The sequence below is a fragment of the Kitasatospora sp. NPDC098663 genome, from assembly GCF_044760075.1.
In the GTDB taxonomy this organism is placed as follows: Bacteria; Actinomycetota; Actinomycetes; order Streptomycetales; family Streptomycetaceae; genus Kitasatospora.
In genome coordinates this window covers 92396-106052 of record NZ_JBIWAP010000017.1, presented here as the reverse complement: position 1 = coordinate 106052, position 13657 = coordinate 92396, and the positions used below count along the sequence as shown (strand labels likewise).

Here is a 13657-nt window from a genome sequence, read left to right as displayed (position 1 = left end):
CCTCGAACACGCCCGAACTCGCCGAACTCGCCGAGGCGGTAGCGGACGACGCGGGCAGCCCCCTCAGGACGCCGGTCAGCGGCGACGGTCACAGTCAACACCTCGCTGGGGCGGACTGCGGCCAGCTGCTCCGTCGCCTCCCGCTACCGGGCGGCAACGGTCAGGCCCCGGCGCAGAGTCCAGGCGGAGTGACTCCGCGACCTGGGTCAACTTCCCTGCCAGTTGGTATTGATGATGTATGGTCAGATTGGTTTTGCAGGTCACGGCGGTGACGCTGCCGGTGGTGCCGGCCCCGGCGTATCACCCCGGGAAGGACTCCGGGACCGACCGCCGCCCGGCCGGTCCGTACCGTCGTCGACGGCATGGGAGCAGCGATCGGCATTGGAAGGGGCATCATGAACGGCAGGATCGTGACTCTGCTCGGCGTACCCGTACTGCTCGCGGGGGCGGTGCTCGGAGTGGCCCCGGCGCACGCCGGCACCGGGGTGCGGGTCGACGGCGCGACCGTTTCCGGTGGCGCCTCGGCGACGGTGAACGTCACCATCGCGTACTCCTGCGACGCCGGCGGTTTCGTCGCGTCCGCGACCGTGACCGCCGAGGACCGTACGTCCGGCGCCCTTGGCTACGCACGTTTCACCCCGAACTGCACGGGCGCGGATGTCCAAGTGACCGTCCCGGTAACGACTTTGAACCAGAGCCGCTACGCCGCGGGTGACACGGCGGCCGTCCGGGCCTCGCTGCTCGACGCGACCGACACCGAGGTGGTCGGGACCATCACCCGGCTCACCGTCGGCACCGCGTAGCCGGGCCGACGGCGGGCGGCGGGCCGCACGGGCCGGGGAGCGCTCGTGCGGCCCGCCGCCGCGGTACGGGGTGCGCGGCGCGGGGTGCGCGGCGCGGGGTGCGGGCTACTTCTTGGCCGGCGCCTTCGGGACGGCGTTGTACGGGTTGTGGTGGTGGTCGCCGATGTGCAGCTGCTCCTCCGGCGCGCCGGCGAGCTTGGGCAGGACGTGGGTGCCGGTCGGGTCGGTGATGACGATGGCGTCGCCGTCGCGGCGCACGTCGTGCGGGGAGCCCTTGGCGTAGGAGGCGAGCTCCGCGCCCGGGCCGGTGGGGGTCGAGTCGGCCACCGTACCGAACACGTTCGTGGGCAGCGTCAGTGCGGTCGCCGTCGCGCCGAGCGTGGTGTTCGCGGACTGCTCGCCGCCGTACGCGGCGCCGAAGGCGGCGCCGCCGGTGACGGTGGTGCCGGCGGGCATGGTGACCGGCACGGCGGTGCCGGAGGCCCCCTGGAGGGTGACCACGCCGCCCTGGATGTAGCCGGTGACCGAGCCCGTGTTCTGGGCGTGCTGCCAGCCGGCCTGTTGCTGGAGGACCGTCCCGGAGTCGGTGAGGGTCTGGTTGACCACCGGGGTGTCCGCGGTGAACCAGGTGCGGTAGGTGGACAGGATGCCGGTGAGGGTCTGCAGGGCCAGCTTGTCGTCGGTCAGGTTGGACTGGTGCATGAAGAAGGGCCGCGGGTCGTTGGACAGCACGTACCCGAGGGTGATCCTGACCTGCAGCGGCAGGACGTAGCTCGACCAGGCGGTGTTCGGGTCCAGCGGCGCGATGCAGGTCGTGGTGGCCGGGTTGGCCTCGCAGTTGCCGCTGCCGCCGTTCGCCTTGGAGGTGTAGAGCCAGTTGTACTCGCTCACCTCGTCGGCCTGGGTGGAGACGTTGTAGAACACGTTGACCGGGTGGCGCGGGGTGCCGAGCGCGGAGGCGATCTGGCGCTGCCCGCTCTCGCGGGAGGCGTCGACACCGAGCCACTGGATGTTGTTCGCACTCAGCGCGGCCAGGAAGTTCGGGTTGTCGTCGGGCTGCTGCGGCAGCATCACGGTGCCGGAGTGCTCGCCCGCGACCAGCTCGTTCGGCCGGAACGGGAGGCCGTTGGCCTGGGCGAACTGGATGTTCTGGGTGATCTGGGAGCTGATGGTGGGCTGGTCGACGTATTCGATGGCGCCCGAGGCGTCGGTCTGGCACCGCCAGGGGATCACCGAGAAGTCCTGCACGCAGCCCAGGAACGGGTGGTCGTAGGTGTGGTTGACCCACCGGAAGCTGCTCTTGTTCGCCAGCAGCGCGTCGCTCAGCGGGTCGTCGCCGCCCTGCTCCTCCTGGTACTCGACACCCGGGCCGGCGTTGAACAGGAAGTCCAGGGTGTAGCCGTTCTGCTGCTGCCAGTTCACCGTGTCGGTGACGTCGGAGGCGGCCATCCGGATGGGCGTGGTGTCCGGTACGCCGGCGGCGCAGTCGCCTTCGCCCGGGGTGCACTTGCCGCTCTGGCTCCACCGGGAGTTGGCGTTGAACAGGTCGTCGATGTGTGCCGAGAAGTAGTTGCGCCAGTAACCCAGGTGGACGCCCCGCGTCACCCAGTCGACGATCCCGTGTGCGAGCAGCCGGAACTGCTGCTGGTCGTAGTTGTACGCGAAGGTGAGGACCAACTGCTGGCGGCCGCCGCTGGTGTAGACACCTGCGAGCACGCCCTGCGTCGAGGTGCCGGGCACCGTCTCGGTGAGGAACGGTTCGAAGTGCGAGCCGGTGGCCGGGTTGTCGGGCAGCGGCGTGGCCAGCGCGCCGTACGAGCCGCTGCCGCCCGCGGTGCCCTCGAACGGCACCGGGCCGTTGAGGTAGCGGAAGGCGTCGGTCCGGGCGGAGGAGGACGCGGTGGCGGTGGTCGCGTCGAGCGAACCGGTCCACGCGGGCGTGCTCAGACCGGTGTTGGCGCCCGGCCACACGTAGGAGTCGACCTGTCGGACGTGGTAGGCCTGCTCGTAGCCGGTGAGGGCGGAGAGTTCGGCGGTGGAGAGCTGGCTCGGCGCGTCGTTGGGCAGGACGACGCCCTCGAAGTGGCCGTGCGGTGTGCCGTCGGCCAGGGCGTCGGCGAGGAAGGACGCCGTGAGGGTCACGCGGTTGCTGCTGGTGAGGTCGACCACGGTGGTCGGCACGCCCTCGGAGACCAGCTGCCTGCGGATGCCCTCGACCCACGGGTTGCCGTCCGTGACGACGAGGACGTTCAGGTCGACCCGGGAGGTCGCGGCCGCGGCCGGGACGACCGTACCGAGGGATATCACCGCGCCGGCCACGACCAGCGCGATCAGCGGCAGCGCGCGGAACGGCGTTCGGCCCGCGCGCGGGGCAGGACGGGGCTTGAGGAGTCTCATGGCGCCCACCCTGGCGCAGCGGGCGGTCGCTACGGCCGTGTTCTGACAGACCTTGACCGATCGATGGCGGGGTTTTTGGAAACGGTTCTCGTTTCGGAAGCTTCCCCGTAACCGCCCGCGCACCTGCGGCCCGGTCAGAGCCGGCCGCACCGGGCGGGCCGCCGAACCCGGGGGTCGTCTTTCGTCAGCCGCAGGGGCATCGGGCGGGCGGGGTGGGGTTCGAGCTCCTGCCGGCGGTCGCCGACGCCGGTCGCCGCGACGGTCATTGACATGTTGTTGACTCGTTGTTGACATGCGGCTTCCAAGCTGACGGGACAACACACCCCACAGCGAAGGAAAGGACACCCATGCGCATGCGCGGTCTCCTCGCAGCAGTCCTGGTATCGGTGGCGGCCCTCGGCCTGGCCGTGCCGGCCTCGTCCGCCGCACCGGCCACGGGCGCCACACCGATCGAGAGGGTCAGCGGCAAGAGCCACGTCGTGATCAACCCGGCGGATGCCGGCCGTACGAGCTGGACGCCCGAGAAGGAGAGCTCCCTCGGCGGCCAACCGCTGACGATCCACGCGACCGAACCGACCGTCAGCCCGAAGGGAGGCGCCAAGGCCAACGCCAGCGCGACGGCCGGCGCCAAGGCCAGCGTCTGGGGCACCACGGGGCGGCTGCTCACCGGGGGCGGCGTGTGCACCGCCAACGTCGTCTCCAGCGCCAACCGCGACGTCATCGCCACCGCCCGGCACTGCGTGGAGGGCGGGCACGACTTCACGTTCGCTCCCGGCTACGACGCGGGGAACGCCCCCTACGGCTGGTGGACCTGGCGGGCGGCCGGCTGGGTCGACGCCCCCGCTCCGCAGGGCGACATCGCCTTCATCGTGCTGAACACGCTGAACGGCCGCCACATCGCGGATGTCGTCGGGGCCACCGGCATCGGGTTCAACCGGGACATCAACAACTACGCGCACATCATCGGCATCCCCGGAGTGGTTCCTGCCAGCCAGGAGCACATGCTCTGGTGCGGCGGCCAGCCGGTGGCCGGCCCCGAGCAGCCGCCCACCGCGCGGATCGACAACTGCATCGGACTGGGCGGAGGTGCCAGCGGCGGGCCGTTCTTCGTGAACTACGACCAGAACGACGGCTCGGCCGTGCAGACCGGCGACTTCGTCACGGGCAACAGCTGGCAGGGCAAGTGGTGGGCGGTGAGCGCCTACTACCGTGACGACGCCTACAACGTCTTCAACGGGGCGCAGAACGCCTGATCGCACACGCCGCACCAGCCTCCTGCCCCAGCACTCCAGCCGGAGCTCACTGCCGAGCCCGCTGGAGTGCCGGGGCAGGAGGCCGGTGCTGCTCCGCGCCAATTCCTGAGCGGCACATCCGGCGCGACGGCCACTACCGGCATACGCGCGCCGGGCCCACGCCCGCCTGGACGCGCGAGAAGCGCCCCTCTCCGCCACGAGAGGACGACAGGTGCGCCGGCTCCCGACGGCGTCTGGCCGAGAACCCCCAAGTCCCTCCCGCGCGCAGGTGGGCGGGTGCTCACCGGCGGTTGCGTCGCAGACTCAATCGGACGACGTGGCCGGGGAGCGCATGCCAAGCCACTGCTCGGCGCCCCAGGCCTCGAACCGCTCCAGCTCGGTGAACCCCAGCTTCGCCGCCAGACGCATCGAGCCGACGTTGGCGCTCTGGGTGGTGAGCACCACCGGCTCGCCGGGAAGCGCGTCGGCGAGCCAGCCGAGTGCCGCCGCGCACGCCTCGGTGGCGTACCCGAATCCCCACGCCTGCGGCAGGAACAGGTAGCCGAGATCGATCTTCCCCGCGGCAGCCGGACGGCGGTGCCCCGTCGCCCTCCTGAGCAGGATCTGGCCGATCATCGACCCGTCGAGGTCGACGACGAAACTCCCGGGCCACCGCTCCGGCGCCCCGGGCATCTCGCGCTCAAGCTCGTCACGCGGCCGGGGGCCACCGAGGTAGGCGTGCACCTCCGGCGAGGCGAGCAGCTCGATGAACTCCGCACGGTCCCGGATCTCGGACTCACGGAGCACGAGCCTCCCGGTCCTGACCGGCTCAGGCGGCCAGACCACAGCTCCCAGATCTTCCATTCGCGCACGCTAACAGGTGGTCAACCCAACCGACCCGGCACCCCGGGACACAGCGCCCCAGGGCGGCGGGCACCGCCGGGACGGCTGACATCGCCGGGACGGCCGGCGGCAGGCCGGCGAGTTCCCCGCCGGCGAGTTCACCGAGCAGTCCCGCAGCATCGACAACCCCGCCGACTTCCCCTCCCCGAGCGGGACGGGAAATCCTCCTGTCCTGGAGGCCTGAACGCGGTCGCCCGGGCGGGGGCGCGCCGAAGAATTTCCGGTCTCGACGGAAACAACGGCAACAGCGGGGACGGCGAGCCTCACGGGGAAGGACAACGCCGGACCCGCCGCCGGTGGAGACGTGGTCCTGAGCGTCGGCGAGATCGGTTTCCGCGAGGGGTCCGGGCGGTGGGCGGTCGACGAGGTGGGCAACCAGTCGACCGGCTACTGCCCGGACGTCAGCTCGTGGTCGGCCGTCACCGAGGCCGGGCCGCAGAGGTGGAACGTCGACCGGCCCGGGCGCTGGACGAAGCGGTGCGGGAACGCGGTGCGCGAACGCCGAGCGGGAGGACGCCGGGAGAGGAGGGGACGCGAGGGCCGGGTATCGTCAGTCGTTCTCCTGGTCGGTCGCTGGCTCGGTCAGCCCCTTGCGGCAGTGGCCGTGGCCGGGGTGCTTGTGGCAGTAGGAGTCCTTCTTCTCCCCCACGGTGATGGTGGCCTTGGCGGGTTCGCTGACGATCGGGTTCCCGTGCGGATCGGTGGCCGCCGCGAACGCCACGTTGGTGATGTCGCAGCCCTTCTCGGCGCCGCCGCGGTGGTGGGCCGCCTTGCAGGCTTCGATGTCGGCCAGGGTGATGGTGTAGGTGCCGTGGCAGGTGGTGCCGGCCCCCGGCGTCAGCGTGGTCGCCTCGCAGCTGACGCTGGCGATGCGATCGTCGTCGACCAGCACGCCGTTCAGGTCGGTGCTGCCGGTGTTGGTGACCGTGTAGGAGTACTCCACCGTGTCGCCGACGGCGTAGGGGCCGTGCGAGAGGACCCGCTTCTTCAGGGTGAGGTGCGGCTCCCCGATCGGCAGCGTCAGCTGGGTTTGCGGGGACGTGACCGGGTGGCCGTTCGCCGTACCGGTGGCGGTGGCGGTGTTGGTGACGGAGCCGGCCGCAGCGTCGTTCTCGGTGATCGTGTATGTGCCGTGGCAGGTGGTGCGGTCGCCCGGGCTCTCCGCCGGGGCGAGTGTGGTCGAGGCACAGGTGATGTCGGCGACGTGGTCGTCGGTCACGTGGACGCCGGTCAGCTCGGTGCCCCCGGTGTTCTGGACGATGTAGCGGAAGGTGACCGTCTGCCCGGCCGCGTAGGGGCCGGGCGTGTGCGCCTGCTTCTCGATGGCGAGGCCGGGCGGCCGTTCGATCGGCACGCTCTGCGAGGACGGCGGCGAGGAGACCGGCTGGCCATCGGAAGTGCCGGTCGCAGTAGCGGTGTTGTCGATGGAACCGTGGGTCACGTCGGCGGCGGTGACGGTGTAGGTGGCGGTGCAGGTGACCGTATGGCCGCTCGCGAGCGTCGTCGTGGGACACGAGACCGGGCCGACCTTCGGGTCGTGGACGGCGAGGCCGGTGATGTCCGTGGCACCGGAGTTGGTGACCACGAAGTCGTACGGCACCCGCGTCCCGGCCACCAGGTCACCGGGCAGCGGCTGCCGGACCTGCTTGACGAGGTTCAGCTGCGGCAGCGGCTGGTTGCTGCTCACCACCACGTTGCGGATGAGGTGCACGTCGGTGAACAGGCCGGTGGAGGCCGCGAACCCGAACTTGTAGGTGGCGGGCACCGGTTGCGGGGCGGGTGTGCTGAGCACCTGGTGGGAGCCGGTGCCGTCGTTGAAGTCGACCGACACGGTGAGCACCGGGTCGGGCGTCGGGGTGAGCTCGACGTGGACCCGGCGGCGCGAGGGTTCGAGCGCGGTCTCGGCCTGGACGGGGGTGGCCCCCGGGGGCAGCGTGGTGAGCGGTCCTTGCAGGGTGCCCGGGAGCGTCGACGGCCAGGGTGGGGTGGTGCTGAAGTTGCTGGTGGTGGCGGTCAGGAAGCAGTAGCCCTCGATCCCGTCGCCCGGGCCGCGCACCGTGACCATGTTGGCCCCGGGGCCGGGGACGCGGAACGCCGTCCCGGCGGGCGAGCGGGTGGGGCAGCCGTTGCCGCGGTGCTCCCAGTCGCCGAAGTAGTTCCCGAGGACATCGAGCCCCACGCCCAGGTAGCCGCGGTCCACACCGGGCAGGAAGGTGGCGGTGGGGTCGTCGTCGGGAAGCTTCTGCGCGTATCCGAGGCTGCCGCCGAAGGCGCCGGGGTGGGTCAGCGCGCCGTCGCCGTTCACCAGGAAGAACGAGATGCCGTCGGCGGGGTTGGCCGGGGTCGTGCTCCCGTACTGCCACTGGTCGAAGGTGACATCGAGGCCCTGGTTGGCGGGCAGCGCGTGGTTGTAGAGGACCGCGCCGGCCTGGTCGTTGGACGCGTCCGTCAGCCGCAGGTAGCCGTGCGGCGCGCCGTCGGGGGGCGGCACCGGACCCACGCCGCCCGGGCAGCCGCCGAGCGGATGGTCCCCGGGGCCGGGCGCGGCGGCAGCCGGCGCGCCGGTGAGGCAGGCCGACCCCACGCCGGTGAACTCCGGGGCGGTGGCCTGGGTGAACGTCTCGCTGACCAGGGGCGAGCCGCCGGCCCGGGGCTGTGACTGGGCGCCGGTGTCCAGGCCCAGGGGAATTCCGGCGCCCATGATCAGGGCCAGGGCCCCTGCGGCGAGCCGGGCCGTCCGGACGCGCCGCGGGCGCTGTCCAGGAGGGGCTGAGTGCTGTTCATGTGTCATACCCTCACATATAGCAGTCACTCTAAGTATTCATCGTCAAGACAGGCTGTTACGAACCTGGCCGTCGGGCGACTGCGGTTCGTCCTGTCCGAGTCGCCCGGGAAACACGGGGCAGGTCCCGAGGCCTGGGCATTGAGGACCACACCATGGTCATGCTCGACGCGGACACCGCCGGCTACGTTTCCCGCCCGCTCCGGTCACTTGGGCAGATCGGCGGACAGGAAGGGAGCAAGGAGCGCGAACAAGGCGTCGGGGCGGTCGAGGGGGATGATGTGGCCGCAGTCCTGGAGATGGTGTCCGACCAGGTCGTCGGCGATGGGGCGGAGTTGGCGTTCGAGCCCGGTGCCGACGGGGTGAGAGCCGACGGCCATGGTGGGCATGGTCAGCCGAGCCGTCGCGGCGGCGTCCAGGATCTGCTGCGCGCTGGTGGGCAGGGCCCGGTAGTAGGAGAACGCGCAGCGAAGGGCCTCGCTCCCGGTGTACGCGTGGACGAAGGCCGCACGGATGTCGTCGGGTACTCCTCGCCCGAGCGTCCCCGAGTCGAGGAACCAGTCGATGTACGGGGCCTCGTTGCCGGCCAGGACGGTCTCGGCGAGGCCGGGGACGGCGTGGAAGCCGAACCACCACGGGGCGCCGCCCGCGACGACGTGTTCGACTCCGGGCAGGCGGCCGAGCAGTGCCTCCATGACGACCAGGCGCCGGACGAGGCCGGGCCGGCGCAGCGCGAGCAGGACGGCGGGGGCGGTGCCCGCGTCGATGCCGACCACCGCCGCCGAGGGCTCGCCGAGTGCGTCGAGCAGCCCTTCGGCGTCGGCGGCCAGGGTGCCTGCGTCGTAACCCTCGACGGCACGTGTACTGGCACCGAAGCCTCGCAGGTCCGGGGCGATGACCCGGTACCGTCCGGCCAGTCGGCCCATGATGCCGCTCCACAGTTGCCAGGTGTGCGGGAAGCCGTGCAGCAGGAGAACCGCGGGTCCGTCCCCGGCGATGGCGACGTTGAGTTGGACGCCGTTCGTCGCGATGCGGCGCAGTTGGTGTGCGGTGGTGACGGGCATGACGGCTCCTCCGACTGGTTACCATTGGTGACCACAGAACGATAGGTAACTGTCCGACCGCTTCCTAGACGGCACTTTCAGGGAAGGTGGTGAGCCACGGGTGACCACCCCAGGAGCACGGGCCGCCGGTCGTGGGGTACGCGGCGATCTGTTCGATCCCCATTGCCCGACGCGGCAGTTGCTGGACCGCATCGGTACGAAGTGGACGTCCATGGCCGTCAAGACGCTCGCCGATGCCGCACCGGACGAGGTGCGCTTCGCAGAGCTGAGACGCCGAATGCCCGGCGTCTCGCAGAAGATGCTGTCCGTGACGCTGCGAAGCCTGACCCGCGACGGGCTGGTGTCGCGTCGGGTCGAACCGACCGTGCCGCCACGGGTCTTCTACCGACTCACCGGACTCGGGCTGTCCCTGGAAGCCGCGCTCGCGGGGCTGCGGACCTGGGCGGAAGAGCACATGGCCGAGATAGACCGCGCCAACGAAGCCGGCGACCAGGAGGTCGATGAGGGATAGGCAGGCCGGTTCCGCGCTCAGTACCGGTTGGCTCGGGTGCTCGATGCGGCCGGCGTCGCCACCCTGCCGCCACGCCCGACAAGGCGGCGGACCCTGCTCCCTGGACCACCCGGTCCGAGACCGGTCCCCGCACCAGGTGGATGGCGCGGGGACGGAGGGCGGGCAGAGGTTGGTGGGGCGGGCGGCTACCCGGCGGCGCGGATCAGCCGGCCGACTCCTGCTCGGCCTCCACCTGGGCGTTCCACTCGCGCTTGGCCGCCCGCCAGGCCTCGTCGCTCTGACCGGACCGCCAGTAGCCCGAGACCGACATCCGCTCGCGCGGGATGCCCCGCTCCAGGCGCAGCAGGCGCCGCAGTTCCTTCACGAAGCCGGCCTCGCCGTGCACGAACGCGGATGCCGTGCCGGCGGGGAATTCCAGCGCGCCCACCGCCTCGACCAGCGCCTCGCCCACCGGGCGGGCGCCGCGGTGCAGCCAGCTGATCTCGGCCCCGGCGGGCGAGACGATCTTCTGCTCCTCCGCGGCGTCCGCGACCTCGATGAAGGCGTGCACGACGGCATCGGCCGGCATCCGTTCCAGCGCCGCGGCGATCGCGGGCAGCGCGCTCTCGTCGCCCACCAGCAGGTGCCAGTCGGCGCTCGCGTCGGGGGCGTAGCCGCCACCGGGGCCCAGGAAGCGCACCGTCTCGCCGGGCTGCGCGCGGGCCGCCCACGGCCCGGCCAGGCCCTCGTCGCCGTGCACCACGAAGTCGATGGTCAGCTCGCGCAGGGCCGGGTCCCAGGCCCGCACGGTGTACGTCCGGGTGATCGGCCGCTGCTCGGGCGGGAACTCCTCGCGGATCCGCGCCATGTCGAAGGGCTCCGGGTAGCTCACGCCCTCGGGCGCGAAGAGCACCTTGACGTAGTGGTCGGTGAACTCGGTGGCGTCGAAGTCCTCCAACCCCGCACCGCCGAGGACCAGGCGCACCATGTGCGGTGTGATCCGCTCGGTGCGCAGCACCTGTGCTTCGCGGGCCTGCGGTGTCCGGCGGGTCGGTTGGTCTGCCATGGTGCCCCCCTGGGCTGTGTGGTCGCGCTTCTCGGTTAGGCTTGCCTAAGTTAGCACCCTTGAGGCGATGCTCGGCCCAGGGACGGCAGCCGATCCCCATTCCGCCCACGACCGGGTACGCCACAGCCCTGGCAGCCCTGGCGCGGGTCGCGGACGCGGCAAGGACCTGCGGATGCCGCCCTGACCGGTCTGCCGGCCGGCTTCGGCGACGTCTCGGCGGCCACCGCCACCAGCCCCACGACACTCTGATCACCAGGAGCGTGCCGACGGTGCCGGGCCGCGCGAAGCGGACATCGGCCTCCTGCCCACCGTTCAAGTGCCGGAGCGGCTGATGTCCCTGGTGCCACCTGCGGTCGGGGTGGAGGTCTGCCGGTGGCCGCCGGGCCGCGGTGCCCGCCGGGTGTCGAGGACGCTGTCGCGGGCGGCTGCGGCGATCGCCTGGGGGGTGATGCCGAACTCGGTGTACAGGCGCTGGTAGTCGGCGGACGCGCCGTAGTGCTCCAGGCTGACGATCCGTCCGGCGTCGCCCACCATCTCCCGCCAGCCCTGTCCGATGGCGGCCTCGACGCTCACCCGGGCCCGTACGTCCGGGGGCAGGACCTGGTCCTGGTAGTCCTGGGGCTGGGCGGCGAACCACTCCCGGCAGGGCATCGACACCACCCGCACCGCGAGTCCCCCGGCCGCCAGCAGGGTGCGGGCCTCCAGGGCGAGGTGCACCTCGGAGCCCGTCGCGATGAGGATGACGTCCGGCGTCGCGCCGCCCGGAGCCTCGGCCAGGACGTACCCGCCCCGAGCCGCTTCCCGTGCGGGGGCGAACTCGCCGCTGTCGCGGTCGAGGACAGGCAGGTTCTGGCGACTGAGGACCAGTCCGGCCGGGCGGTCGCGGTGTTCGAGGACGGTGCGCCAGCACGCGGTGGTTTCGTTGGCGTCGGCTGGGCGCACGACGTCCAGACCGGGGATGGCCCGCAGTGCGGCCAGGTGTTCGACGGGCTGGTGGGTGGGGCCGTCCTCGCCCAGGCCGATGGAGTCGTGGGTCCAGACGTACGTGACCGGCAGTCGCATCAGGGCGGCCAGCCGGACGGCGGGGCGCATGTAGTCGGAGAAGGTCAGGAACGTGCCGCCGTAGGGGCGGGTCAGGCCGTCCAGGGCGATGCCGTTGAGGATCGCGCCCATGGCGTGTTCACGGATGCCGAAGTGCAGGGTGCGCCCGTAGGGGCCGCCCTTCCAGTTCTTTGTCTGGCGGCCGGTCGGGACGAAGGACGGCTGGCCGACCATGGTGGTGTTGTTGCTGCCGGCCAGGTCGGCGGAGCCGCCCCACAGCTCGGGCAGGACCGGGGCCAGCGCGGTGAGGACCTCGCCCGAGGCGGCGCGGGTGGCCATGCCCTTGGCGTCGGGGGGAAAGGTCGGCAGGACGTCCGCCCAGCCGTCGGGCAGCCGCTGCTCCCGCAGTCGGTCCAGCAGGACGGCGCGCTCGGGGTTCGCCGTGCGCCAGGCCGCGAACCTCTCGTCCCACTCGGCGTGCACCTGCCGGCCGCGGTCGGCGGCCTCGCGTGTGCGGCCCAGGACGTCCTCCTCGACGATGAAGTGCTCTTCGGGGTCGAAGCCCAGCAGCCGCTTGGTGGCGGCGACCTCGTCCTCGCCCAGCGCGGATCCGTGGGCCTTGCCGCTGTCCTGCTTGGTCGGGGCGGGCCAGCCGATCACGGTGCGCAGCATGATCAGCGAAGGGCGGCCGGTCTCCTGCCGGGCGGCGCGGGTGGCCGCCAGGAGCGCGTCGACGTCCTCGACGTAGCGGCCGGTGCGCGTCCAGTCCACGGTCTGCACGTGCCAGCCGTAAGCGGCGTAGCGGGCCGGGACATCCTCGCTGAAGGAGATGTCGGTGTCGTCCTCGATGGAGATGTGGTTGGAGTCGTAGAAGACGATGAGGTCGCCGAGTTCCTGGTGCCCTGCCAGGGAGGCGGCCTCGCCGGTGACGCCCTCCATCAGGTCTCCGTCGGAGGCGATCACGTAGACGTGATGGTCGAAGGGGCTGGTGCCCGCTTCGGCGTCCGGGTCGAGGAGACCGCGTTCGCGGCGGGCGGCCATCGCCATGCCCACCGCGCTGGCCAGGCCCTGGCCCAGCGGGCCGGTGGTCATCTCCACGCCGGGGGTGTGCCGGTGTTCGGGGTGCCCGGGGGTGGCGGAGTCCCAGGTCCGGTAGGCCTGCAGGTCCGAGAGTTCCAGGCCGTAGCCGGCCAGGTAGAGCTGGATGTAGAGGGTCAGGCTGGAGTGGCCGCAGGAGAGCACGAAGCGGTCCCGTCCCAGCCACCGGTCGTCGCCGGGGTCGTGGCGCATGACGTTCTGGAACAGCAGGTACGCCAGTGGGGCCAGGCTCATCGCGGTGCCCGGATGGCCGTTGCCGACCTTCTGCACCGCGTCGGCGGCCAGCAGCCGCACGGTGTCCACCGCCCGCGCGTCGACCTCGTCCCACCCTGCCCGCCCTGCCACCGGATCCGCGAGGGATTCGTCGCGCCGCGCGGTAGCGTCGTTCTGGTCGTTCGCCATGCCGTTGCTCCTTCGTCTCGGCTTGTCGTCCATCGTTCCTGCGGCACTGGGCGGGCACGACCGCCGGGCCGTCGCCCGCGTGGTTGCTGGTGATGTACGAACTATGCCCAGGGGTGGCGCGCTGTCCGGCACGACACACCCTTTCGGTGAGCCGCTCCGCCTCGTCGCTTGCCCCCGAAGTGGGGGAACACACCCCTGACCACCCGTCGCAGGTCCGCGGGAGGGCGTGCGCGGGCCCCCCTTCGACGGCACGGTGCCTCCGCCGCCGAGCAGGGTCGGTGACGGCGTGCTCGATCCGCTCGACGCCGACGACCGGCCACGTCTCCGCCCGCACCTGAGACCCCTGGCCGGGCCCCGTGGCCGATCCCTCCCGCAACCC

Annotated in this window: 9 protein-coding genes; 3 read left to right on the top strand and 6 right to left on the bottom strand. The window is 71.8% G+C overall.

Annotated features, from left to right (window positions below; genetic code table 11):
• The first annotated feature begins 395 nt into the window (after positions 1 to 395).
• Complete coding sequence (locus ACIQVZ_RS20220) at positions 396 to 803, top strand: hypothetical protein (RefSeq protein WP_402451684.1); 408 nt, start codon at positions 396 to 398, stop codon at positions 801 to 803.
• Between the two features lie 105 nt (positions 804 to 908).
• Here the strand turns inward: ACIQVZ_RS20220 and ACIQVZ_RS20215 are convergent, their stop codons facing one another.
• A complete protein-coding gene (locus ACIQVZ_RS20215) occupies positions 909 to 3200 on the bottom strand; it encodes a hypothetical protein (protein ID WP_402451682.1) in 2292 nt (763 codons plus the stop codon).
• A gap of 353 nt (positions 3201 to 3553) precedes the next feature.
• Between ACIQVZ_RS20215 and ACIQVZ_RS20210 the strand changes: the two genes are divergently transcribed.
• Complete coding sequence (locus ACIQVZ_RS20210) at positions 3554 to 4453, top strand: trypsin-like serine peptidase (RefSeq protein WP_402451680.1); 900 nt, start codon at positions 3554 to 3556, stop codon at positions 4451 to 4453.
• Between the two features lie 303 nt (positions 4454 to 4756).
• Here ACIQVZ_RS20210 and ACIQVZ_RS20205 read toward each other — a convergent pair whose 3' ends face one another.
• From ACIQVZ_RS20205 to ACIQVZ_RS20195, 3 genes are all read right to left on the bottom strand, one after another.
• Entirely contained in the window at positions 4757 to 5296 is a 540-nt protein-coding gene (locus ACIQVZ_RS20205) for a GNAT family N-acetyltransferase (protein ID WP_402451678.1), read from the bottom strand.
• 589 nt (positions 5297 to 5885) lie between these two features.
• Entirely contained in the window at positions 5886 to 8126 is a 2241-nt protein-coding gene (locus ACIQVZ_RS20200; RefSeq protein ID WP_402451675.1) for a hypothetical protein, read from the bottom strand.
• 197 nt (positions 8127 to 8323) lie between these two features.
• A complete protein-coding gene (locus ACIQVZ_RS20195) occupies positions 8324 to 9181 on the bottom strand; it encodes an alpha/beta fold hydrolase (protein ID WP_402451672.1) in 858 nt (285 codons plus the stop codon).
• A gap of 100 nt (positions 9182 to 9281) precedes the next feature.
• Between ACIQVZ_RS20195 and ACIQVZ_RS20190 the strand changes: the two genes are divergently transcribed.
• Positions 9282 to 9692: a helix-turn-helix domain-containing protein gene (locus tag ACIQVZ_RS20190; protein ID WP_350879275.1), complete on the top strand. Its 411-nt coding sequence runs from the start codon at positions 9282 to 9284 to the stop codon at positions 9690 to 9692.
• A gap of 202 nt (positions 9693 to 9894) precedes the next feature.
• On the opposite strand, the gene ACIQVZ_RS20185 is transcribed toward ACIQVZ_RS20190, so the two are convergent.
• Both ACIQVZ_RS20185 and tkt read right to left on the bottom strand, forming a co-directional pair.
• Positions 9895 to 10737 carry a siderophore-interacting protein gene (locus ACIQVZ_RS20185; protein WP_350879276.1) on the bottom strand — a complete coding sequence of 281 codons (843 nt, stop codon included), beginning with the start codon at positions 10735 to 10737 and terminating at the stop codon, positions 9895 to 9897.
• A gap of 312 nt (positions 10738 to 11049) precedes the next feature.
• Positions 11050 to 13278 carry a transketolase gene (tkt, locus tag ACIQVZ_RS20180; protein WP_402451669.1) on the bottom strand — a complete coding sequence of 743 codons (2229 nt, stop codon included), beginning with the start codon at positions 13276 to 13278 and terminating at the stop codon, positions 11050 to 11052.
• Positions 13279 to 13657 lie beyond the last annotated feature (379 nt).

What these genes read in the sequence shown, in the direction of transcription:
- ACIQVZ_RS20220 (WP_402451684.1), top strand. Translation starts at nt 396, where the DNA reads ATGAACGGCAGGATCGTGACTCTGCTCGGCGTACCCGTACTGCTCGCG.
- ACIQVZ_RS20215 (WP_402451682.1), bottom strand. Translation starts at nt 3,200, where the DNA reads ATGAGACTCCTCAAGCCCCGTCCTGCCCCGCGCGCGGGCCGAACGCCG.
- ACIQVZ_RS20210 (WP_402451680.1), top strand. Translation starts at nt 3,554, where the DNA reads ATGCGCGGTCTCCTCGCAGCAGTCCTGGTATCGGTGGCGGCCCTCGGC.
- ACIQVZ_RS20205 (WP_402451678.1), bottom strand. Translation starts at nt 5,296, where the DNA reads ATGGAAGATCTGGGAGCTGTGGTCTGGCCGCCTGAGCCGGTCAGGACC.
- ACIQVZ_RS20200 (WP_402451675.1), bottom strand. Translation starts at nt 8,126, where the DNA reads ATGACACATGAACAGCACTCAGCCCCTCCTGGACAGCGCCCGCGGCGC.
- ACIQVZ_RS20195 (WP_402451672.1), bottom strand. Translation starts at nt 9,181, where the DNA reads ATGCCCGTCACCACCGCACACCAACTGCGCCGCATCGCGACGAACGGC.
- ACIQVZ_RS20185 (WP_350879276.1), bottom strand. Translation starts at nt 10,737, where the DNA reads ATGGCAGACCAACCGACCCGCCGGACACCGCAGGCCCGCGAAGCACAG.
- tkt (WP_402451669.1), bottom strand. Translation starts at nt 13,278, where the DNA reads ATGGCGAACGACCAGAACGACGCTACCGCGCGGCGCGACGAATCCCTC.